This is a genomic window from Streptomyces sp. NPDC087859 (genome assembly GCF_044742595.1).
GTDB lineage: Bacteria > Actinomycetota > Actinomycetes > Streptomycetales > Streptomycetaceae > Streptomyces > Streptomyces canus_F.
Genome location: NZ_JBIUUU010000005.1, coordinates 115138 through 139015 on the forward strand (window position 1 = coordinate 115138; position 23878 = coordinate 139015).

Here is a 23878-nt window from a genome sequence, read left to right on the forward strand (position 1 = left end):
CGACCAGGTCCCCGTTGCCCCGCGCACCTCGGTCCGTGCGCGGGCCGGGGGCCACCGGCCGGTCGCCGCACCGCCTCACCCCCACCTCACCTCGTCCCGTACGCGCGTCAAGGAGTGCCGCCATGACCGAAGACCTCGTTCCGTTCCTCGGCCGCTGGCGCCTGTGGAACCAGTTCGCGCTGCGCGGACCGGGCTTCCCGGCCGACGGTGTGCTACGCCTGGCTCCCCCCGGACTCGCCGAGGCCGCGGACAAGTTCGGCCCCGACACCCCGCTGTCCGGCCCCGACTGGGAAGCCTTCACCGACGAGCTGGGCGCGGCGGCCGTGGAGACCGCGCACGTTCTTCAGGACATCGCCCGCACCCCGGCGTTCCGGCAGGCGGTGGCCTGGCAGAACCGGCCCGTGCTCACCTCCGGCATCGCGCCGTTCCTGCGCTGGAGGCCGGGCAGCGATGCGCGCAGCAGCATGCCCCGCCAGCGTGAGGAGCTCGTCGCGCACTACTGGCAGCGGTTCTGCGTGAAGAACGACACCATCGGCTTCTTCGGCCCCGTCGGCTGGGGCCGCTGGGACACGGCGGCGTCCGGAGTGCAGGTCGACCCGGGGACCGGTCTGATCGCCGACTCCACGGTCTACTGGGCCAGTTGGGGCATTGACGCGCTTGCCAAGATCCTGGACGCGGATGCGGGACTGCGCGACTGGATCGCCCCGCGGCGGGTGCCGTTCGTCGTGCTGAACGGTGACGCGGTGCGGGTGCCCGGCCGGCGCCCGACGACGGTGTCCGCCGCGGCGGCGGCGGTTCTCGCCCGCTGCGACGGGGTACGGCAGGCCCGCGACATCGCCACCGACCTGCCCGGAATCGACGTCGCCGCGACGCTGCACGACCTGGTGGCCCGCCGCTGGGTGACCTGGCGGCTGGAGGTCCCGGCCGGAACCCACCCCGAGCGGGCCCTGCGCACCTGGCTGCTGACCATCGGCGACCCGAGCCTGAGGCAACGTGGCCTCGCTGCCCTCGACCTCCTGGAGAAAGGCAGGGAGAAGGTAGCCGCCGCCACCGACGAGGACGAACTCCTGACTGCACTGCAGGAGTTGGAGCGCGACTTCACCGACCTCACGGACACGGCAGCCGTGCGGGAGAAGTCGGCCTCCACCGCCCCCTGCCGCTCTCTCGTGTACAGCGACACCCGGCGCTCCGCGACCGCCCGCCTCGGACCGGCCGTCGTGGAGGCGCTGTCCCCACTGCGCATCCTGATGGACAGCGCCGGCTGGCTCACCTCACAACTGGCCGCCACCGTGGAAGCCGAGATCCGCGCGGTCCATCACCGACTCGCCGCCGAGGGCCCGGTCGACCTGGCCTCCTTCTGGTTCGCGTGCCTGCCGGTTCTGCACGGCAGTGCCCGCACGGCAGCCGGGGAGCTGCAGCGGGAGTTCGCCGCACGCTGGCGGCGCATCCTCGCTGTCCCCGAGGGGGCCCGCAGGGTCAGCCGGCGCGCCGCCGACATCGAGGCGGCCGCGCGGCGGGAGTTCGTCGGCGGCGGAGGCTGGACCGCCGCCCGTTACCTCAGCCCGGACATCATGATCGCCGCCGACGGTCCTGAGGCGGCCGCACGCGGCGACCTCACCCTCGTCCTCGGTGAACTCCACCTCGCGGCCAACACCTTGGGTGCCTCGCTCTTCACCCACCAGCACCCCGACATCGACGAACTGTTCGCCCTCACCGACCAGGACCACCCCGGCCCGCGCCTGATGCCCCTGATCCCCAAGGAGCACCGCGCCCGCCTCTCGGCCCGCGTCCGGCACACGCTGGTACGGCCCCAGGACTACCAGGTCGCCCTGTCCGACTTCACCGCCGACCCTTCCCGCCCCCGGGCCGTCCGCAGCGCCGACGCCCTCGTCGAGGAGCGCGACGGCGACCTCGTCGTCCGCCTGCCCGACGGTGCGCTCTTCCCCGCGATCGACGTCTTCTCACACGTCCTGACCACGTTGTCGATGGACCTCTTCCAGCTGCTGCCACCGGCCGCCCACACCCCCCGCGTCACCCTCGACCGCATGGTGGTCGCCCGCGAGACCTGGCAGCTGCCCGCCGCGGAGGCCGCCTTCGCCGACGACAAGGACGAAGCCCGGCGTTTCGTGCGGGCGCGCCAGTGGCGCACCCGTCTCGGCCTGCCCCGCTACGTCTTCGTCGTCTCTCCGACGGAGTCCCGACCCTTCTACGTCGACTTCGACAGCCCGGTGTACGTCACGATCCTGGCCAAGGCCCTGCGCCGCCTTGCCCGTAAGGACCCGAACGGCACAGCCACGTTCACGGAGATGCTTCCGACCCCGGAACAGACCTGGCTCACTGATGACGAAAGGCGGCGCTACACAGCGGAGTTGAGATTCGTGGCCTTCGACACAGAGGGGGAGTGAGGGAGGCAGGGCAGCCGATCTGTCCTTGTCGCCTTCCTCGTCCAGGCATCGACGGGGTGCGCCGAACCCGCGTTGGAGAGCGTGTCAGGTCGACCAGATCACTCCGCCGTTCTGCACGATGACCACCTTGGCGTCGGCCCGGAGGACGAGTTGGGCTCCTTCGTGGCCCCAGGTCTGCGAAGCCCAGATGGGGCGGTCGTCGCCGTTGTGGATGACGAGGTTGCCGTCCTGCTGGAAGATCGCCCGGTGGTTCGCGCCGAAGGTCATGGACGCCCAGATGGGCTTGCCCTGCTCGTTGTAGACGACGAGGTTGCCGTCGGTCTGCATGACCATCCGGATGCGGTTGGTGGTCCAGGCCTGGTTGACCTCCAGGACGCTGGTCGCGAAGACGGTCTCGGTGCTCCAGTTCGGCTTCGGGCTCGCCTTCGGCTTGGGCTTGGCCTTGGGTTTCGTCTCGGCTTTGCTGCTCGTGCTGGTCTCCGGCTCGGGCGCGGCGGACTGGGGAGCGGCGGCCTTCGCGGGCGCGCTCTTCGTCGGCTTCGCCTTCTTCGGGGACGGGCTGGGCTTCTCGGCCACGTAGTCGTCGAGGGCGGCTGGGGCGGAGGTCGGGTTCAGGACGGTGTCGGAGCCCCCTGCGGCCAACCCTTTTGCGGAGTCGGGGGGTCCGTCGTCCTTCGCGCTGCCGGTCAGCAGCAGGGGTATGGCGATCAGAGCGGCGCCGGCTATCGCTGCCCCGGCCAGGATCGGCTTGCGGGGGCGTCCGCTGCCGACGCCGGTGTGGGTCCTGGCACCCGGCGGCGTGGTTCCGACGGCTGCCGCTACGGCGACGCGCTCCTCGGGTGCCTCAGTGGTTCCGGTTGCCGCTGCCGCGGGCGGGGTGGCAGTGGTTTCCTCGGCGCCGGCAGGTTCTCTCGCACCCGGGGCAGTGGTCTTTTCGGGTCCGGCAGCGGTGGCGTTGCTCTCCTCGGCTCCGGCAGCGGCGGGCGCCCCGGCCCCGGTGGCACCGGACTCCGCCGTCCCGGGTCCGGACTCCGCGCCGGCGCCGCCGGATTCCGTGTCCGCGGCGCCGTGCTCCGTTCTGTTCTTGCCGGACTTCGCCTTGGCGGCGTCGGATTCGGCTCGGGTGTTCCCGGACTCCGCTTCCGGAGCCGGGGATTGGCGCGGCGTCGGCCCGTCCGGTGTGGAGGGGGTGGGCGGTAATCCGGTCTCCCCTGCGCGGGCGGCGGCCGCCTCCGAGTTCGCGTCGGGGGTGGGGTGCTGGGGGGACATGCGGTACTCCTCCTCGGTGGCGGAGCTGTCGGTCGTGGCCGGGGCCCGGGCAGTGGTCGGCTGGATGTACACCGGGAAGTTTGGCGGGCGTTGGTCGAGTGCCGCGCCGAGGTGGACCGGGGTTCGGCCCGGTCGAGGGTCGTCGAGGAGCGCCGACTCGCCGCGGTGGCGGCCGCAGGTCGATCCGGCGCCGTGCCGAGCAACAAGGTCTTCCCGTACGGCTCAACTTAGCGCCTGCCGTGGATGGTTGGCCGACCGCCTCCCTCAACTCTGCCGTCGCTTTGTCCACTCAGGCCTCGCTGCTCCCGGAAAGTCCCCGATCCGGGCAGCGAACGGGCACGCCGACGCGCGATTCGGACTCCGCCGGCTCCGCAACGGGCGGGGCTGGTGTGGCATCCTGGGCTCCCGATCTGATCATCGTCGGTGTGTGCGCGAGCCACCGGCGCCCAAGTGTTCGTACTGACCGAAGAGTTCAGGTGGAGATGCGGCCCGGACAACGGCAAGAGGGCGGCGATGACGTCCCGCCCGCGGTGCCCGACAGCTCCGGCCCGGCCGCCGCGGAGACATCCGACGACGCCAAGGCCACAGACACTCCCGAGATACCCGAGGCCGTACGGGACGCCGCCCGCCGGGCGCCCGGCCACTGGATCGGGATGGTGGACCCGGAGTGGAAGCAGGACGGTATGCCGCCGGAATGGGCGGTGTTGGGGGAGTGGCAGTCCGACGAGAGCGGGGACGTCGGGGACTACCGTCCCAACCCCGCCTACCGGCCCTCGGCCCGGGTGCTGGGCTGGCCGGAACCCACCGACCCGGTGGACGCGGCGGCGCAGCGGGCTGCCACCGGATACGGCTCGGTGGCCGAGGCGTTCGCGGCGCTCGCGGAAGCGGAGATCACGGTGGTGCGGGGACCGGACGGCGGGCCGCTCAAAGCGGCCGGACTGGACGGGGCGCCGGTGATCCTGTCGTTCACCTCACCGGCGCACGAGTTCATGTCCGCAGCACTTCGCCATGACACGGTCCCGGCACAGGAGCTGGCACGATCACTGCGCGGGTCCGGCGCGCTGCTGATGGTCAACGCCGGTGCCGCCGCCCCCCTGCTCGTCCCGGCGGACAGGCTCCTGGACGCCTTGCCCGAGCCGGAAGTCGAGCGGGCGCCCGCGGCCCCCTCCGAGATCCGTACCCACAGCTCCGCTGAACCTTGGCCCCACACCACAGGGAGGACCCCGTGACGCGTCCGGCCCAGCAACCCCCCACCTCCCCGCGGGCGGAGTCCGGTTCCGCCGGCGAGGAGACGGCCCCGAGCGCCGCCCTCGCCCCGCCTCAGCCCGAGGCCGAGGTCGAGCCCGAGACCGCCCGAGCGAAATCCGGGGCCGAGGGGACGGCCGCCGGAGGCGAAGCTGCCGCGGAGGGCGGTACCACCGAGCCCGAAGCTGCCGCGGAAGGTCGGGCCGCCGAGCCCGAGGCCGAAACAGATCCTGCCGGCGGCACAGCCCCCGGCCGTCTGTCCGAGTCGGAAGCGGAGCCTCACGGCGACGCCGACTCGGAGAGCGACCCCGGTGCGGCCGCGGCGGTCAAGAGCCGACTGCCCGCTCTCGTGCGGACCATGACCGCGACCGCCATCGACCGGCCGCAGCAGCAGACCGCGCCCGTGGGGCGTCCGGGCAAGGCGGTGCTGGCCGGGGCCGCGGTCGCCGGGGCACTGCTCGTGTCGGTGCCGTTCCTCGTGCTCACCGGGGGCGACGACAAGGACCCGAAAGCGACGCCGGCGGGAGGAACCGTGCTCGGCGGCGGTGCGCAGGAGGCGCCGGGTGATTTCGTGGTCACCACACCCGACACCAAAGCCTCCGACGATGGCGAGAAGAGCTCCGCCAAGCCCGACAAGCCGGTGAAGCAAGCCCCGGGGGGCGGCGCGGCGCAGGGCTCGGGCAGAGAAACGCCGAAGCAGGACGGTGGCGGGAAGGACCGGCCCGAGGGGGACGCCGGCAGGCAGGATCAGCCCGCGAAGTCGGGCGGCGGGAACACCTCCGGGGGTGACGCCGACCAGCCCGCCGACACCGGTTCGGGCGTGACGTTCAGTGCCCCGGTCTCCCTGCGCAGCCACCTCTCCGGCCGCTGCCTCGACGTACCGAACGCTGACTTCGGCGACGGCAAGAAGCTGTTCGTGTGGGACTGCAACAACGGTGTGGCGCAGAAGTGGCAGTTCGCCTCCGACGGCACCATGCGCATCCGGGGCCTGTGCCTGGACGTGGCCAACGCCGATTACAGCGACGGCACCCCCATCCAGATCGCCCGGTGCAGTGGAAACGCCGCCCAGAAGTTCGTCCTGAACGAGCGCCACGACCTGGTCAACACCGTCGTCGGCAAGTGCGTCGACATCAAGGACAACAACACGGGCAACGGCGCCTGGTTGCAACTGTGGACCTGTGCCGGTACCGACAACCAGAAGTGGAGCGTCTGACCGCGTGTCGGACGCCGTCAGGCCGAGAGCATCGCTCCCGGCGCCGGACCGCCCCCGCTGCGGGGCATGATGGCACCGTCGGCTCGCCGACACGCGTCCTCGGAGGTCGGGGCGCTCGCTGAAGATGCTGCCCTAGCAAGGAGGTTGGTGCGTGTCGCGCCAGGTACTGACGGTCGGTCCCGGGGACCGGGACCTCTACCGGACGATCGGTGAGGCACTCGCGGCTGCCCGTACCGGTGCGCTCATCAGCGTCCGGCCTGGGACGTACGCGGAGAACCTGGTGATCCACACCCGGGTCACCCTCACCGCCGCCGAGGGCCGGGGAACCGTCGAGATCAGGCCACGCTCGGGTAGCGTCCTCGCGCTGCGCGCCGACGCCGTGATGCTCTCCGAGCTGTCCCTGCGCGGCGGTGACGCCGAACTGCCCGCCGTGGACGTGCGGCGGGGGCAGGCCGCGCTCGACGGCTGCGAGATCGTCGGCGCGGCCTGGGCCGCGGTACTGGCCGGGGGCACCGGCTCCCTCGCGCTGCGGGACTGCCGGGTGAGCAACCCCCAGGGCGCCGGGATCGTCGTCACCTCGACCACGCCCACGACCGTGGAATCCTGCACGCTGGAGCACCTGGGCACCAGCGGAGTGGTCCTCGCCGAACAGGGCGAAGCCAGGATCCGTGGCTGCACGGTGCGCGCCGCCCGCGGCAACGGCCTGCTCGCCAGCGGCGAGGCCACCGGCAGCGTCGAGGACTGCGACATCTCCTCCACGGACAAGCCCTCCATCGCCCTGGAGCAGAACTGCTCCCTGACGGTGGTGCGCACCGTGGTGCACGACACCAGCACCGGAGTGCACCTGAGCAGCACGGGCCGCACGACGCTGGAGGACGTCCGCGTCACCGGAGCCTCCGGGAACGGCATCGCGCTGGCCGGAGGCACCGACCCGGTACTGCGCCGCTGCCGCGTCTCGCGCGCCCGAGGACATGGAGTGCTGGTCACCGACCGGGCGCGTGGCACCTTCGAGGACTGCTGGGTGGACGGCGCGCAGGGCGCGGCGCTCCGGGTGGCGGGGGCCGCCTCTCCGGCGCTGACCGGTCTGACGGTCCGTGACTGCCAGCAGGTCGGGCTGCTCCTGGAGGAGGACTCGGCACCGGAGCTGGACCGCCTGGAGGTGATCGGCGGCTCGCCCGCGGTCTCGGTGCGCGGTGGTGCCAACCCGCTGCTGCGCCGGGCCCGACTTGTGGAGCCCTCCGGTGACGGTATTACGGCGGGCAAGGACGCCCGCGGCCGTGCCGAGGACTGCGAAATCGTCCGGCCGCAGGGCGCGGGCGTGCGGGTGGCCTCCGGCAGCACCCTCTATCTGGCCGGCGGAGGGGTCTCGGACACCGCCACCAGCGGCCTGGTCGTGGAGGACGGCGGCAGTGTCACCGTCCGCGACTTCCGCGTCGAGATATCCGGCGAGGAAGGTGTCGTGGTCGCGTCCGGCGGAGAGCTGACCGCCAACCGCACCACGGTCCACGCCCCTCAGGGGCATGGCTTCCTGCTCCGCGAGGGCGCCCTGGCCTCGCTCAGCGGCTGCGAGGTCTCCGGCGGCGCCCAGGACGGCTTCCGGGTGGAGTCCACCGCCCCGGTCTCGCTCGTGAACTGCCTGGCCCGGGAGAACGAGGGCGGCGGCCTGGTGCAGACAACGCCAGGCGATCGGCTCGCCGTGGACGGCCTGAAGAGCACTGGCAACGGCAAGCGTGATGCCTGGGGCAGCGGGAGCGCCGAGAACACCGACCCGGCCGGCTCCGGCGCCGCGGATGCGCCCCCGCCGGACCGCGTGGACGGCCCGCTCGGCGCCCTCAACGCGCTGATCGGCCTGGAGAACGTCAAGCAGCAGGTCGGCACTCTGGTCAACCTGACCCAGCTCGCCCAGCGCCGCGAGCAACTCGGCATGTCCGCACCGCCGATGAGCAGACACTTGATCTTCGCGGGCCCTCCGGGCACCGGTAAGACCACCGTCGCCCGCCTCTACGGGGCGATCCTGGCCGAACTGGGCTCTCTGCGCAGCGGGCACCTCGTGGAGGTCTCCCGCGCCGACCTGGTCGCGCAGGTCGTCGGCGGCACCGCGATCAAGACCACCGAGATCTTTCAACGGGCCCTCGGGGGTGTGCTGTTCGTCGACGAGGCGTACACGCTCACGGCGGACAGCGGCAACGGCGGAGCTGACTTCGGCCGCGAGGCGGTGGACACGCTGCTGAAGCTGATGGAGGACCACCGCGATGACGTGGTCGTGGTCGCGGCAGGCTACTCCCGGGAGATGGAGTCCTTCCTGGGCTCGAACCCGGGCCTCGCCTCCCGCTTCTCCCGGACCGTCGAGTTCGAGAACTACTCCGTGCCCGAACTGGTGGCCATCATGGGGAACATGTGCGCCCAGCACCAGTACGAGCTGGGCGAGGGCACCGAGGCCGCGCTGGCCGCGCACTTCGAGGCGATGCCCAGGGACGCCGGATTCGGCAACGGCCGTGCCGCACGCGGGGTGTTCGAGGAGATGGTGGACCGACAGGCCGTGCGGCTCGCCGCCCAGGCGCAGGTCGGTGAGCACGACCTGCAGCTGCTGCTGCCGGAGGATGTGTCCGCCACTGGCGCCGCGACGGCCGCCGAGTCCGGTGCACCCAAGGACGACCCGCTGACCCGCCTCGGCGACATGATCGGCCTGGCCGAGGTGAAGCGCGATGTCGCGGACCTGGTCAACCTCATCACCACCGCCCGCCACCGCGCCGCCGCCGGGCTGCCGGTGCCCTCGCTCAGCCACCACCTGGTCTTCACCGGCCCGCCCGGCACCGGCAAGACCACTGTCGCCCGTCTCTACGGCGAGATCCTGACGCAGCTCGGCATCCTGAAACGGGGCCAGCTGGTGGAGGCGGCCCGTGCCGACCTGGTGGGCCGCTACATCGGCCACACCGCCCAGCTCACCCGTGAGGTCTTCGAACGGGCCCGCGGCGGTGTGCTGTTCATCGACGAGGCGTACACCCTCACCCCGCAGGGCGGAGGCGCCGACTTCGGACAGGAGGCCGTGGACACCCTGCTGAAGCTGATGGAGGACCACCGCGACGAAGTGGTCGTCATCGTCGCCGGCTACACCGGCGAGATGGAGCGCTTCCTCGCCTCCAACCCCGGGCTGTCCTCCCGCTTCCCGCGCCGGATCGCCTTCGCCGACTACTCCTCGGAGGAACTGGTCACCATCGTGCGCGCACAGGCCGCGAGCATGGGCTACGAGTGCGGCCCCGGCACCGGCCCGGTGCTCAGGGCCTACTTCGAGGCGCTGCCCCGGGATCGCTCGTTCGGCAACGCCCGGCTTGCCCGGCAGGTGCTCGAATCGATGGTCACCCGCCAGGCGGGGCGGCTCAGTTCGCTGGCCGCGCCCACCCTGGACGACTTGCGCATCCTTGTTCCCGAGGACGTGGCCGCGGTGCCGAAGGCGGCCGGACTGTGAAACCTCCCGCCCGCGGGGCCACCCGTCTGCTGTCCGGCGCCGGCCTCGCCGCCGCCCTGCTGCTGCCCACGGCCGTTCCGGCTCATACGGCCCCCCTCTCGCGGATGCCGACGGCTGACGGGAAGAAGGGTCAGGAACTGCCGGCGATGCCTTCCGTGCTCGATGCGGACGCGGAGTGCACCGCCGCCTCGCGCGAGCAGGCGAAGAAGCAGGACTGGTCACGTCAGCGTCTCGACCTGGACCGGCTGCACGGGCAGGGCATCGGCGCGGGCGTGACCGTCGCCCTGATCGACACCGGTGTCACCCCCGACGCCGACGGCCTCGACGGCCGGGTCACCGCCGACGGCCCGGCCGCTGATGACTGCGTCGGGCACGGCACCTTCCTGGCCGGGCTGATCGCCGGGACCGGCGAGGGCGCCGCGCGTCTGGCCGGAGTCGCCCCGGGCGCGCGGATCCTGGCGCTGCGCGGCACGGACACACGCGGTGAGGCGAACCCGGCGCTCGTCGCGGCGGCGGTGCGCGAGGCCACTCAAGCCGGGGTCGACGTCATCGCGGTCACGGTGGCCCTTCCGCGCCGGGACACGGAACTGTCCCGAGCGGTCGCCGACGCCCGCCGCGCGGGCGCGGTCGTCGTCGCCGCGGCCACTCCCGACCCGCCGACGCGGGGGGACACCGACGAGATCCCGCCCCGCGTGTACTGGCCGGCCGGGGAGCCCGGAGTCCTCTCGGTCGCCGACATGCTCCCCGGTGGCCTCCGTCCGGACAAGGCCCTGCCCACTACGGGCATTGACCTTGCCGCCCCCGGGGCCGGCGTCGTCTCCGGAGGACCGCGCGGCCATGGCCATTACCTCGGTGCCGGCGCCTCGGTTGCCGCCGCCTATGTGGCCGGTGCCGCCGCGGTGGTCCGCGCGGCGCACCCGGACGCCTCGGCCGACGCCGTCACCCACCGCCTGACCGCCACCGCCTACCCGGCCGACATTCCCCAGCTGGATGCCTACGCCGCCGTGACCACGGTCCTCGGTGACTCGCGTGCGTCGACCGGCACCGGGCGCGCCGCAGACCGCGTCGCCGTCCGCGACACCTCCGACGCCGACGCCGCCACGGGCCGAGCCACCCTCCTCGTCGCCCTCGGCTCGACTGCCGTACTCGCCGTCCTGTGGGCCGTGTTCGCCCTTCCCCGAGCCCGTGCGAGGCGCTGGCGTCCGGCCAAGGCCGGTGGATCGGGAGAGGCCTGAGCTGTACCCGAGAACGGCGGAGCCGGCGGGCGGCGTCCTGCTTGTGGCGGTGGTGGGCCTCGCCGAGCGAACCGCCGCTCTGCCAACGATCCTGTGACCGGGCACCCCCGACCGCCCCGGCCCAGAGGCCTGGTGCCGCACAGTCGGCGGCAGAGGTCACCTCACGCGTCTGGTGCCGCATGGTCGACGGAGGGGGCCGCCCGGTGTGACCCGCGTGCCGGAAAGCCGACGCGGGGGCTGCCGCACGTGGTCCCCGTGCCGGAAAGCCGACGGTGGCGACCACCCCGCATCGCCGCCGCCGTGCAGCTCACCCCGTAGCGCTCTCAGCCTTCCTGCGCGCGATCGCCCTCGACCAGTGCCGTCTGTATCAACCGTGCCTTGCGGCGGGCGATGTGGAGGGCTCGGCCGGGCGGGAGGTTGACGGGCTTCGCGTTGCCGAAGAGGCGGCCTTCGGTGGGCGGGCAGGAGAGCAGGATCGCGGGGTTGTTCGCCTCGTCCATGCGGCGGATCAGGGCGTCGCTCAGACCCCGGCCCGCGCCCATGGCGCTCCGGGCGACGATCACGTGCAGGCCCATCTCGAAGCCGAGGGTCAGATGCTCGAAGAGTGGTTCGAAGGGGCTCTGGAAGGAGTTGCCGGCGACCATGTCGTAGTCGTCGACCAGGATGAACAGACGCGGGCCGGTCCACCAGTCGCACTTGCGCATCCGGGCGGGGGCGATGTCCGCGCCGGGGACGCGGGTCTTCATGGCGCGGGCGGCGCCGTCGATGGTCTCCTTGAGGTTGTCCAGGGAGATGACGTGCCCGATGCGGTACTCCTCCGGGATGCCGTCCACGAGCGTGCGACGGTAGTCCACCGCGATGATCTTCGCTTCGTGCGGTGCGTAGCGGGCGGTGATGCCCGCGGTGACGCGGCGTAGCAGGTTGGTCTTGCCGCTCTCCGTGTCGCCGACGACGATCAGGTGCGGGGTGCGGCTGAAGTCGTGCCACACCGGCTCCAGGGCGTCCTGGTCGATGCCGAGCGGAAGACGCATGCCGCCGCCCTCGGTCGGCTCGGGCGCGGGGAGTTCGGCGAGGGGCAGCCGGTGCGGCAGCATCCGGACCTGCGGGGCGGCCGGGCCGGACCAGTGCTTGGCCACCTCAGCGACCAGGTGGGCGACGCCCTCGCCGAGGTCCTCGAGGGAGCCGCTGCCGTCCAGGCGGGGCAGGCCGGCGAGGAAGTGCATCTTGCTGTCGGCGGTGATGCCCCGGCCGCCGCTGCGCGGCACCGATCGGGCCTTGCGGGTGTCGATCTCCGAGTCCATCGGATCCCCCATCCGCAGTTCCAGGCGGGTCGCGGCCTGATCGCGGACCTGCGCGGACAGCTCCACCCAGCGGGTGGTGGTGATGAGCAGATGGATGCCGTAGTTGAGGCCGCGGGCGGCGAGTTCGTTGAACTTCGGGACCAGGTCGTCGTAGTCCTGACGGACCGTGGACCAGCCGTCGACCACCATGAAGACGTCGCCGAAGGGCTCGTCGGGGAACTCCCCGGCGGCGCGGCGACGGCGGTAGGACTGCATGGAGTCGATGGTGTGGTCGACGAAGAACTGCTCCCGGCGGGCGAGCAGTGTCATCACCTCGGCGACGGCCCGGTGCACCCGCTCCGGGTTGAGCCGCGCCGCGACACCGCCGACGTGGGGGAGTGCGGCGAACTGGGAGAGGCCGCCGCCACCGAAGTCGAGGCAGAAGAACTGGATCTCGGCCGGGGTGTGGGTGAGAGCGAGCGCGGCGATCAGGGTGCGGGCGAGGGTGGACTTGCCGCTCTGCGAGCCGCCCGCGATGGCCACGTGGCCGCCGGCTCCGGACAGGTCCACGACCAGCGGGTCGCGGCGTTGCTCGAAGGGCTTGTCGACCAGGCCGACCGGGACGCGCAGCCTGCCCGTGCCGGACCAGCCGGCGGTGGTGAGGCCGCGCTCCGGGTCGGGGGCGAGACCGGGCAGCAGGGCGTCCAGCGGGGACGGCTCGTCCAACGGCGGCAGCCACACCTGGTGGGCGGCGGGACCCGAGTCGCGCAGCCGGTCCAGGGCCACGTCGAGCAGGGTCTCCTCGTCGCCGCTCTCCTCGGTCTCCGGCTCCGGGGCGGACGTGGGGTCGAGTGTGCGCGGCACCACCCAGCCGCTGGTCCACGGCACGACCTGGCTGGCCACCCGCGCCTGCACCACCGCGCCGGTGCGGCGCCGGTAGGTGCCGGAGGAGTAGGCGGCACGGAAGCGGGTGAGGGCCTCCACACCGGACTTGAGATAGCCGCTGCCGGGCTGGGCCGGGAGCTCGTAGGCGTCCGGCACGCCGAGCACCCCCCGGCTCTCCATGGCGGAGAAGGTGCGCAGGCCGACCCGGTACGACAGGTGGCTCTCCAGTTGGTGCATCCGGCCCTCGTCCAGGCGCTGCGAGGCCAGCAGCAGATGCACGCCCAGCGAGCGGCCGAGGCGGCCGATCATCACGAACAGGTCCATGAACTCGCGGTGTGCGGAGAGGAGTTCGCTGAACTCGTCGACCACCACGAACAGGCTGGGCAGCGGGGTGAGATCGGCCCCGCCGGCGCGAGCCCGCTCGTACTCCAGGGCCGAGGTGTAGTTGCCGGCCGCGCGCAACAGCTCCTGGCGGCGGATGAGTTCGCCGTGCAGGGCGTCCTGCATGCGTTCCACCAGGGCGACTTCGTCGGCGAGGTTGGTGATGACGGCGGAGGTGTGCGGCAGTTCCTCCAGGCCGAGGAAGGTGGCGCCGCCCTTGAAGTCGACCAGGACGAAGTTCAGGGTCTCCGAGGAGTTGGTCAGGGCGAGGCCCAGGACGAGGGTGCGCAGGAGTTCGCTCTTGCCGGACCCGGTGGCGCCGATGAGCATGCCGTGCGGGCCCATGCCGCCCTGCGCGGACTCCTTGATGTCCAGTTCCACCGGACGGCCGTCGACACCGACCGCGATCGGCACCCGCAGCCGGGCGGAGCCGGTGTGGCGCGCGAAGAGAGCCTTGGTGTCGTGCCGGTGCAGATCGGGGATGCCGAGCAGAGTGGTCAGCTCCACGTCGCTGTCCAGCGGCTGTGCGATGTCGCTGCCCAGGCTGATCCGGCGGGAGGCGAGCAGCCGCGCCAGCGACTCCGCACCGAGCGGGCCGAGCCGGTCCGGCCGGCCGAGCGGCACCGCGCGCTCCTTGCGGCTGCGGTCGGTGCGCACCAGGTTCACCTGGTCCGGCCCGACGGTCAGCCGCAGCGTGTTGCGGCCGGGCCGCCAGCGCAGCGCGCCGGAGACGTCCAGCACCACGGCGTTGCGATAGCCGTGACCCTCCCAGCGGTGACCCTCGGGTACGGTGACGCCGTCAAGGACGACGACCGTGTACGGCTCGTCACGGCCCGGGCGGGCATCCGGGTCGAAGCCGGGGCGCTCGGCGAATTCGGCGCCGAGCAGGTCGTCCAGCTCGGTGAGGTCGGCGGTGATCCGGCGGACCTGCCCGGCGCCGTCCTCCTCGTACGGATGCAGCGCGTGCGGCAGCCACTTGACCCACTCCCAGTCGGCCCGGCGCTCGTCGCTGACGCAGAGGGCGATCCACAGCTCCTCCGGCGCGTGGAACACCGCGAGCTGGCCGAGAGCGGCACGCAGCAGAGCGCGTACGGCTTCCTCGCCGGCGCCCTCGGGGGTCCCGGACGACGCGCCGAGCTCCTCTGCCAGGGTCTCCTCGGGGCGCAGCAGGACCCGCGCCGACGACCGCAGATAGAGGCCCAGGGGCTGCTCGGGAATCGTGGAGTAGGCGCGGATGAAGCGGCGCAGGGCGTGCGCGCAGAGCGGTTCGAGGTCCTCCACCGGGCGGGTGGACACCGGGTCGAGGGTGAGGGCGAGCTGCTGTTCGCCGACCGCGAGCCGGACCTCGCCGAAGTCCTCGTCGGCCGGGCGGCGTTCCCACAGCCGTGAGGTGCGGGCCAGCGATCGCAGGGACGACGGCTCCGGGTGACGCCAGGCGAGCGCCCGCTGCTGCTCCACGATGGTGGAACGGACCCGCTTGCGGGTCTGCGCCAGATAGCGGAGGTAGTCGCGGCGTTCGCCCTTCAGGCGCTGCTTGCGCTCGCTGGAGCGCCGCATGAGCTGACCCAGCAGCATCGCCCCGGCGGACAGCGCCATGACGCCCATCGCCAGGTAGATGAAGACGCCGTTGCCACCGCCCGGGCGCAGGAACATCAGCATCATCGACACCGACATGAGCGCCATCGGCAGATAGGTCCATATCGCCGAGGTGTCGGGCACCGTCTCCGCGAGGACCGGTGGCTCCTGGAGGGTCAATTGTCCTTCGGGCATCTCTGGACCGCGCCTGCGGGCCGGCCGGCGAAACAGCACCACACTCAAGGAACAGAACCTCCGGTTCACTGACTTTCCGGCCCGCACCGAATACCGGGACACCCGGTAGCCGGAAAGACCGCACCGCGGTCATTTTCCCGGGACCCGGGTACGCGGTGAACGCCGGATGAATGGTGGAGGCGGAAAGCAGGAAACGGCCAACTCTCCCACCATTCAACTGCATACCGGACAAGGAGCCCGGTCCCCAGCACGTTCCGGCGAGCGTAGGCAGTAGTCTGCATTCACGTGACGCGACCTGTCCACGCGGGAGAGGTGGTTGCCGGGTTCGCGGTCGTAATTCCCTTGTCCGACCCCCCTGTTCCGGCCCGTGCGGACCTTCCGTACTCTTCGCACTACGCCGCTCGCGGGAAGCCCTCCTGTCAAAACCCCCACGGAAGACGAGAGTTCAGCTGATGACCGACAGCGCGGTGGCCGAACTGTGCCGCCTGACCGTACGTGCGCCGAGCGTCTCCGTCGATCTGGCCGTGCCCGCCGACGTGCCGGTCGCCGATCTGCTGCCCACGCTGCTGCGCTATGTCGGCGAGGAGGCCGAGGAGGCCGGGCTCGACCATGCCGGCTGGGTGCTCCAGCGGCTGGGTGACGCCCCGCTCGACGAGGAGACGACCCTCGCGCGGGCCGGGCTCGCCGACGGGGACGTGCTCTATCTGCGCCCGCACACCGAGGCCCTGCCCGAGGCCCGGCTCGACGACCTGGTGGACGGGATAGCCGACACCGCCGGCCGCAGGCTGCACACCTGGCACCCCGAGGCGGCCCGCGGGCTGCTGGTGGGCGCCACGGTGGCGACCGTGGCGGCGGCCCTGGTGCTGGTGTTCTGGCCGGGAGCGGCCGGCTCCGGCTCCGTCAGGGCGGCCTGCGCCGCGGTGGCGGGGCTCCTGCTGCTCGCGGGCGCGGGCACCGCCAGCCGCGCGGTCGGCGACCGGCTTTCCGCGGCCGCGCTCGGCCTGCTGGTCGCACCCTGTCTGGCGCTGGCCGGCTGGGTGCTGCCCGGCGGTGACCTGACCGGCCCGGACGCGGCGCAGGTCGCGGGCGCGCGGCTGCTCGCCGCGGGCACGGCCGGTGCAGGCGGCGCGGTCCTCGCACTGGCCGCCACCGCGGTCGGCGCCCCGGCCCTGCTGGGCACCGCGGTCGTGTCGGTGGCCATCGCGATCTCCGGTGCCCTCATCGGCTACACGGGCCTGGCCGTGCCCGCCGCGGTCGCGTTGGTGGCGACGGTTTTCGTGCTCGCGGCCGGGACGGTGGCGCCGTTCGCCTTCAAGCTGGCAGGGATGCGGATGCCCGCCCTGCCCTCCTCCGCCAGCCAGCTCCAGGAAGGCATCGAGCCCTACGCGGGCAGCGACGTCGCCGAGCGCACCGAACTGGCCGGGCGCTGGGTCACCGCGCTCTTCGCCGTCACCGGGATCATCGCCGCGGGAGCCCTGCTGGTCCTCGCCGAACGCCCTCACCTGCCCGAGGTGTTGACCGCGCTCGCGCTGAGCCTGCTGCTGCTTCTGCACTCCCGCGGGCTGGTGCACATCGGCCAGCGGCTGACCCTCGCGGTGCCCGGGATCTGGGGTTTGCTGCTGCTCGCCCGCAGCTGGGCGGAGGACAGCGACGGCGACGGGCGACTGGTGGTCTTCGCGGTACTGCTCGGCGCGGCCGCCGCGCTGGTCATCGCCGCCTGGACGGTGCCCGGCCGCCGCATGCTGCCGTACTGGGGCCGGGCGGCGGAGGTGGCGCACACCGGCATCGCGGTGGCGTTGCTGCCGCTCAGCCTGTGGGTGGCGGGACTCTTCGGATGGCTGCGCGGCCTGTTCGGCTGAGTCCAACCGCACTCCGGCAAGAGAACGACGAGGAGAGGCCGTGCAGTCCAAACGCGACCAGGTACACGCTCACACCTTCATGATGGGCAGGCTCAGTTCGGGCCTGCTGATGGCCGACCCGGACGCCCCGGAGAGCCCGCTCGGTCGCACCACACGCGGCGTGGTCTTCGGCGTACTGGTCACCGTGCTGGTCGGTGCGGGCGCCACCGTCTACGGCCTGCTGCGCCCCGGCGGGAACGACGCCTGGCGCGACGGCGCGCACCTGGTGGTCAACCGCGACACCGGCGCCCGTTACCTGTGGACCGATACCGACGGCGTGCTGCACCCGGTGCGCAACTACGCCTCGGCGCGGCTGATCGGCGGCTCCGACCTGGAGAGCGTGGACGTGGCCACCGCATCGCTGCGGGACGTCCCGGTGGGCGCCCCGGCAGGCATCCCCGGCGCCCCCGACGCCGTGCCCGAGCCCGGCCAACTCGATGGCGGCGCCTGGCACATGTGCGTCACCGGCCCGGACGGCGCGTTGCCGGACACCTCCGGTGCCGTGGCGACCGGGGTGGACAAGCCGGGCGCGACCACCGTGGTGGCCGGTGCGTCGCTGGATTCCAGCGGCGTCGGCGGCGACCGCGGGGTGCTGGTGAGCGGGCCCGACGACACCGAGTACCTGGTGTGGCGGGGCAGCCGGCTCCCCCTGGACCGCGCGTCGGACGCGCGCAACGCCCTCGGTTATGGCTCCGAGCGGCCGATGCCGGTCTCGGCGGCCTTCCTCGACGCGCTGGCCCCCGGCCCCGTCCTGAAGCCGCCGGCGGTGCCGGGACGCGGTGAGGAGGGCCCCGAACTCGGCGGGGAGGCCAGCCGGATCGGCCAGCTGTTCAAGGTCAGCGTCCCCGGGGGCGCCAGCACCTACCATCTGCTGCGCAAGGACGGTCTGGTGCCGCTGACCCGGCTCGGCGCCGCTCTGGTGCTGGGCGACCCGGCCACCCAGAAGGACGCCTACCGGGGGCGCTCGCCCGAGGTGCGCACGGTCGGCGCCGACGCGCTGCGCGAACACCGAGCCAAGGACCAGGACACCGGCGCCTCCACGGAGCTGCCGGACGCGCCCCCCGTCCCGCAGTCCGCGCCCCGCGGCACCGCGCTGTGCGCACAGGTCGACGGAGGTGACGGCGGCGTCCGGATCAGGTCGGTGCTGGTGCAGCTGACCCGGCTCGCCCCGGTCGCGGTCTCGGAAGGCACCGCCCAGCCGCTGAAGCCGGCCTGCGTCCCGACCGACGCCACGGTGGTCCGGCCCGGTCGGGGTGCCCTGGTCCGTGCCCTGAACGCCAGCGGCGCCGCGCATGCGGGGACGAGCTACCTGGTGGCGGACAACGGCGTCAAGTACCGCGTCTCCACCAAGGATTCGCTGGCCGCGCTCGGCTACGAGAGCGCGGACATCGCCTCCGTCCCGGCGCCTCTGCTCGCGGCGCTCCCGACCGGCGCGGACCTCGACCCGGCCGCCGCCTCGGGCGCCGTCGAGCCCAAGGTGACGGCTCCGCAGTGCGCCCCGGACGCGGAACGGAAGGCGCGCGAGGCGAGCACCATTGAGGACAAGGCGGACACCGCACGCTGATCATGGCAAGGAGTGCATTCGGCGCCGATGAAAAGGAAAAGGGCGCGGGCAACAGAAGTTTTGAGCCAAAGTGGTTGCCGGTGGTGAGAAGTCCGCGGAGTCGTCGGGAACGGAACGCGGAGGGAACCTCAAATAGAGCTCAGATATTTCGGCCGAGCCGTGCCCGCGAAATCCGGAGGAAGCGCTAGCAAAGCCGGATACGACTCTCGGCGACGCCCGTTCGGCCTGTCCGCGTGCCCGCTTTTTGCCCGCCTCGCGTTGCCTGGTGGACGGTGCGCCGCGGTTGCCCGGCGGGTGGGAGAGGCTTGTTCATATCGCTGAAACCTCCGTACAACTCCCTTGCCACGTAAGAATTCCGAGGCGAGCTGACCGAAGCTCAAATCTTCCCTGTGCGCGTTGCGCGGAACGACGGCTTCTCTTTAGCCTCAGCGAGCAACTGTGCGACGAGACGGGGCTGAACGAAGGGAGCGCGACATGGCGGACAGCGCCGCGAGGAAAGCGGACTATGCCAAGGGCTTGGGGGGTGTCTCCTCGCTGGAGTCGGCCCGGAGCCAGGTCGAGAAGATCCAGAACAACGTCGGTGAGATCGCCGCGCGTTCGGGCGTCGGCGGCGACGAGGGCCAGGCCCTGCTGAAGCTCTTCCGTAGCTGGAACGCCGAGGCGCAGAAGGTCGTCATCCAGATCAGCACGATGGTCGACGCGCTCCAGGAGAACGTGACCTCCGCCAACCGTTTGGCGCAGGAGAACCAGGACCTGACCGAGGTCCTCAACAGCAAGACCAGTCAGGGCGTCTTCGAAGCGCTGAGCTGACCCGACCGGTAGCACCGGCCCCGTCACGGCGAGGCCGAACCCCTTGAGCTTCCCGGGCCGGCGCCCGGCCGTACGAGAGGAGACGTCATGGCCGACGGCATCATCGACGTGCAGTACCCCGTGGTCCGCAACGCCATCGAGGAACTGATGAACCAGACCCAGCAGATCATCACCACCCTCAACAACCTGGAGGACGAGCTGAAGCCGCTCGTCAACTCCTGGGAGGGTTCCGACCAGGAGACCTACCGTCAGGTCCAGGCGGAGTGGGACCAGGCCACCAAGAACATGGCCAAGCTCCTTGGCGACAACGGCGAGCTGATCCAGATGATCCACGACAACCACTCCCGCGACGAGCGCAAGAGCGCCGACAACTGGGGCAACGTGCGGGCCCGTTAGGGCATCGCCGAGTTTTCCTTTCGTCGAGGGTTCGATGACGCGGCCCGGGCCGTGTGCCCCGGACGCAGCGTGGAGCGGGACGGGAATCTGCGGACCGGCCCGTTGCGTCCATGTCGCACGCGGGGACGTCGGCCCGGCCGCCGTCCGTCCACCACCCGGCGTCCGCCGTGCCCTCGTGTCCCCGCCCGGCACCAAGCGTCAGGAGTGCGTCCCATGGCCGGTGAGAAGGCCGACGTCAAGCATTTCGACCTCAAGCAGATGGAGAACTTCCGGGACAACGAGGTACAGCCGGTCCACACCGCCGCGAAGAAGCACCGGGAGGAGGGCGACGGATCCCACATCCGCCCGCTCGGCCACCTCATCGACGGCCACACCACACCGGACAACCTCGCCCAGGACAAGCAACTCCTGCGCATCGGCAGGATGGTGACCGAGCCGCTGGTCTCAGGACCGAAGCTGATCGAGGACATCCGCACCGCGGCCGAGGCCATCGACAAGCTGCTCGGCGACCAGGTGGACCTCTTCAAGGAGTTGAAGGAGGCCCTCACCGAGACGATCGAAGAGGCCAACAAGACCAAGGACAAGAACCTCGACGCGATCGACGCCCAGACGCTCCTCCAGACCTTCGACGAGGTCGACACCCTCACCGCCGGCGGTTCCGGCGATCCGGACGATTCCTGACCGACCGAACAGAAAGGGCGCCCGGTGGCCGATCGGTACGACGCCAACTCCGTCGCCAATCTCGACAAGTTCGACAACGCCGGCGACCCGTCGAGTGACACCTGGGCCACCCTGGTCACCCACATCACCGGCTATCCGGTGCCCGACCGCAACACCGTCTTCGACACCCTGCGCTCCGAACACGGCGGCAAGCTGTTCCGGATGGACATCAAGGAGCGCAGCCTCAGCGTGCTTGTCAAGGACTCCGGGTTCCTGACGAACAAGGGCGAGGACTACGACATCTGGTTCTTCGACAGCGGCAAGAAGCGCTCCATCATGCAGGCCCGGATTGTCTTCGAGGGCCGGGTCAAGGCCGGAGAGGAGATCATCTTCGCCGGTCCGGGCTCGGACAACGTCCATGACGCGCAGGTCCGTGAGGGCAACGAGTTCACGGACTACAACAAGGACAAGATGAGCACCATCCCGCTCGCCCGGTACATGAACGGGCCGCGGGCGGCACTCCTCGCTCTCCTGGGCGGCAGCACCACGGACGCCCGGTTCAGCAACCTCGGTGTGCCCGGGGCGGATGTGGTGGACCTCAACTCCTTCAACACCACCGGGGAGTCCTTCGACTTCGCCGCCAAGTTCTTCAAGGACCACGCCGTGGTGCTGAAGGACTGGGAGGACCGCTTCGGCCGGGACGACGCGAGCTGGAAGGGCGAGGCCGCCGAGGTCTTCCGCAGCCTGCTGAAGAAGATCCGCGAGAACTACGACAGTTACGTCGAGACCTTCAACTCCAGCCCGGGCGCGGGCGATGGGACCGGCACCGGCGGCACCGTGTACTCCCGCGCCCTGTCGCTGGGCCGCAAGTACCTCGAGGACGCCGCGAACAAGCTGCTGGAGGCGTGGCTCGCCTGGGCCAAGTCCCCGTACTACGACCCGCATCAGGTGCTGCGCTACGTCCTGGACGACCTCGCCCAGTGGGTGGACGCGAACAACGTTGCCAAGACCGACATCAAGTCGTACACCTCCCGCTACACCACGACCGTCAGCCACAGCCCGCAGGCCGGTTTCACCCAGGTGCACCCGGAGTACGGCGACCTCACCGACATCGCGAACTGGGCGAAGGTCGGCGACAAGGCGGTCAAGATCTGGAGTCAGGGCGTCAACGAGTACCTCGGCAAGCCCGCAGCCGAGGTGCAGTCGAACCTGAACAACCATTTCCTCGACCTGGGCGACGACTTCTCCGACAACGTGCCCAAGCCGAAGTCGACCAGCACGGCCTCGGAGGAGTACGAGGAGAAGAAGGCCAAGGAGGAGCAGGAGGAGATCAATCGGCAGAACGAGGAGAACCGCAGGTACCAGGACGAGCTGCGCGCGGAGCAGAACCGTCAGCGGGAAGAGGACAAGAAGTACCAGGACGAGCTGCGCGACGAGCAGAACCGGCAGCGTGAGGAGGACAAGCGCCTCCAGGACGACCTGCGCAACGAGCAGAACCAGCAGCGCGAAGAGGACAAGAAGTACCAGGACGAGCTGCGCGAGGAGCAGCGGCGGGAGCAGGAAGAGGCCAAGCGGCAGGCCGAGGAGCAGGCCAAGGCCATGGAGGAGAGCCTCGGCGGCATCAACAACCCCAACGGCGTCACCGAGCAGAACCTCGACGGCCTGGACGACCTGCTGAACCAGAACAACCCGGTCACCGAGAGCCTCGGCAATCTCGGCGACGTGAACAGTCAGGGCGGCGACCAGCAGGCCTTCACCTCCACCCCGCCCCCGGGCATCACGAATCTCGGCAACCTCGGCTCGGTGAACACAGGCCCGGGCGGCACGAACAACGCCGCCAACGACGCGGTCACCCAGAACCTGGGGAACCTCGGCGGCCTGAACACGGGCGGCGGCTCGGTCAAGACCCCGACCGGTGGCAACACCCAGCTCGACGGCGGCAAGCTCACCACCGATTTCCCGGACGGCAGCAGCACCAGCTTCGACCCGGACAGCGGGGTGCTCACCACCACCCACCCGGACGGCAGCGTCACCACGCAGAATCTGGGCGACGGCACCAGGGTGACCAACCCGGACGGCTCGGTCACCTCCCTCGGCGACGACGGCAAGCTGACCACCACCTTCCCCGACGGCAGCGTCCAGACCGTCGACCCCACGACGGGTCAGGTCAGCACCACCGACCCCGACGGCACCACGATCACCCAGGACCTCGGCAACCTGGGCGACCTCAACAGCCAGAGCAACAACGCGAATCCGGGCGACCTCGGCGACATCAACTCAGACCTGCCCACCCAGTCGGACGGGGACCTGGGCGACCTGGGGAACCTCAACACCGACCGGAACGGCCTCGAGACCCCGACCGGCGGCAGCACCCAGCTCAGCGACGGCGACATCGCCACCGACTTCCGTGACGGCAGCAGGATCAGCTTCGACCCGGACAGCGGTCTGTTGACCAGCACGAACGCGGACGGCACCACCACGACCACCGATCTCACCCACGGCGCGACGGTGACCAACCCGGACGGCTCGAAGACCAGCCTCGACAACGGCATGCTGACCACGGAGTTCCCCGACGGCAGCAAGCAGGTCATCGACCCCGACACGGGCATCGCCACCGTCACCGACCCGCAGGGCAACACCGAGCGCGTGGACCTGCACGATCTCAACTCGCAGGGCCGCGGGGACGCTTCGGACATCCTCGACGGCCTCGGCGATCTGGAGAGCATCGGCGGCCTCAACGACACCGGCGGCACCTCCACCCAGGACCTGTCGCTCTCCGACCTCGGTGTCGGTGGCGGCGCGGGCGAAGGGGCATCCGGCGGCGGGGTCGGGGAGAGCTACCTCACCGCGGACAGCTCCGGCGCAACCGGAGCAGAACCTCTCTCGGACGGCGCTGCGGGCAGCGCGGGCAGCGCGCTCGCCCCCGCCGCGACGGCCGGCGCGCCCGGCAGCCCCGGTATGCCCGGCAGCCCCGGCATGCCGATGGGCGGCATGGGCGCCGGCGGCATGGGGGCCGGCGGCGACAAGGGCAACGGCGAACGCGTGCGCGCCGTGCTGGTCGACGCGGCGGAGGAGAGCGAGCGCCGTAACCGCCGCCGGCGCAGCCCGTGGAACCGCCAGGAGGACGACGACACCTTCCTCGCCCCGGCCTCCCGGGTGGCGACCACCGGCGGTGACTCTCCCGAGGAGGAGACGCAGGCGGCCCGTAACAGGGCCACCAGCTCCGACTACCTGGAGGAGGACGCCGACGTGTGGGGCACCGAAGAGGGCGGCACACCGGCCGTCATCGGACGGTGAGCACCGTACGGCCGCGGCCGACCCTCGCGCGGAGACGCATCACACTCGGTCCCCGCTTCCGCGGCGGGGGCCTCACCAGGCAAGATCAGCAGGGCAGTTGACGG

13 protein-coding genes are annotated in these 23878 nt (G+C 71.5%); 11 read left to right on the forward strand and 2 right to left on the reverse strand.

Features of this window, described 5'->3' with window-relative positions:
* The first annotated feature begins 122 nt into the window (after window positions 1-122).
* Window positions 123-2405 carry a lantibiotic dehydratase gene (locus ACIOHP_RS13260; protein ID WP_401886657.1) on the forward strand — a complete coding sequence of 761 codons (2283 nt, stop codon included), beginning with the start codon at window positions 123-125 and terminating at the stop codon, window positions 2403-2405.
* A gap of 84 nt (window positions 2406-2489) precedes the next feature.
* On the opposite strand, the gene ACIOHP_RS13265 is transcribed toward ACIOHP_RS13260, so the two are convergent.
* Window positions 2490-3674 carry a mannose-binding protein gene (locus ACIOHP_RS13265; RefSeq protein ID WP_401886659.1) on the reverse strand — a complete coding sequence of 395 codons (1185 nt, stop codon included), beginning with the start codon at window positions 3672-3674 and terminating at the stop codon, window positions 2490-2492.
* 476 nt (window positions 3675-4150) lie between these two features.
* Here ACIOHP_RS13265 and ACIOHP_RS13270 point away from each other — a divergent pair, with 476 nt between their 5' ends.
* The 4 genes from ACIOHP_RS13270 to ACIOHP_RS13285 all read left to right on the forward strand — a co-directional run bounded on the left by ACIOHP_RS13270 (window position 4151) and on the right by ACIOHP_RS13285 (window position 10833).
* Window positions 4151-4903 carry a type VII secretion system-associated protein gene (locus ACIOHP_RS13270; protein WP_401886662.1) on the forward strand — a complete coding sequence of 251 codons (753 nt, stop codon included), beginning with the start codon at window positions 4151-4153 and terminating at the stop codon, window positions 4901-4903.
* Window positions 4900-6132, forward strand: a complete 1233-nt coding sequence (locus tag ACIOHP_RS13275; protein WP_401886666.1) for a ricin-type beta-trefoil lectin domain protein — start codon at window positions 4900-4902, stop codon at window positions 6130-6132. Before ACIOHP_RS13270 ends, ACIOHP_RS13275 begins: the two co-directional genes overlap by 4 nt.
* Window positions 6133-6283: 151 nt before the next feature.
* Window positions 6284-9598, forward strand: a complete 3315-nt coding sequence (locus tag ACIOHP_RS13280; RefSeq protein ID WP_401886669.1) for a right-handed parallel beta-helix repeat-containing protein — start codon at window positions 6284-6286, stop codon at window positions 9596-9598.
* Window positions 9595-10833, forward strand: a complete 1239-nt coding sequence (locus ACIOHP_RS13285; protein WP_401886674.1) for a S8 family serine peptidase — start codon at window positions 9595-9597, stop codon at window positions 10831-10833. The genes ACIOHP_RS13280 and ACIOHP_RS13285 overlap by 4 nt, the downstream gene beginning before the upstream one ends.
* Before the next feature lie 323 nt (window positions 10834-11156).
* Here the strand turns inward: ACIOHP_RS13285 and eccCa are convergent, their stop codons facing one another.
* Window positions 11157-15149 (reverse strand): type VII secretion protein EccCa, encoded by a 3993-nt coding sequence (eccCa, locus tag ACIOHP_RS13290; RefSeq protein ID WP_401886677.1) that lies wholly within the window; start codon window positions 15147-15149, stop codon window positions 11157-11159.
* A gap of 452 nt (window positions 15150-15601) precedes the next feature.
* Between eccCa and eccD the strand changes: the two genes are divergently transcribed.
* The 6 genes from eccD (at window position 15602) to ACIOHP_RS13320 (ending at window position 23774) form a co-directional block, all read left to right on the forward strand.
* The gene (gene eccD, locus ACIOHP_RS13295; protein WP_401886680.1) at window positions 15602-17008 is read left to right on the forward strand and encodes a type VII secretion integral membrane protein EccD; all 1407 of its coding nucleotides are present in this window, start codon (window positions 15602-15604) and stop codon (window positions 17006-17008) included.
* A gap of 40 nt (window positions 17009-17048) precedes the next feature.
* Window positions 17049-18611 (forward strand): type VII secretion protein EccB, encoded by a 1563-nt coding sequence (gene eccB, locus ACIOHP_RS13300; protein ID WP_361550126.1) that lies wholly within the window; start codon window positions 17049-17051, stop codon window positions 18609-18611.
* Window positions 18612-19085: 474 nt separating this feature from the next.
* A complete protein-coding gene (locus tag ACIOHP_RS13305; RefSeq protein WP_327714439.1) occupies window positions 19086-19421 on the forward strand; it encodes a hypothetical protein in 336 nt (111 codons plus the stop codon).
* Between the two features lie 87 nt (window positions 19422-19508).
* Window positions 19509-19817, forward strand: coding sequence for a WXG100 family type VII secretion target (locus ACIOHP_RS13310; RefSeq protein ID WP_351681664.1), 309 nt, complete (start codon window positions 19509-19511; stop codon window positions 19815-19817).
* A 213-nt stretch (window positions 19818-20030) separates the two neighbouring features.
* Window positions 20031-20498 (forward strand): type VII secretion system-associated protein, encoded by a 468-nt coding sequence (locus tag ACIOHP_RS13315; protein WP_351681662.1) that lies wholly within the window; start codon window positions 20031-20033, stop codon window positions 20496-20498.
* Between the two features lie 24 nt (window positions 20499-20522).
* Window positions 20523-23774: an AAWKG family protein gene (locus tag ACIOHP_RS13320; protein WP_401886685.1), complete on the forward strand. Its 3252-nt coding sequence runs from the start codon at window positions 20523-20525 to the stop codon at window positions 23772-23774.
* Window positions 23775-23878 lie beyond the last annotated feature (104 nt).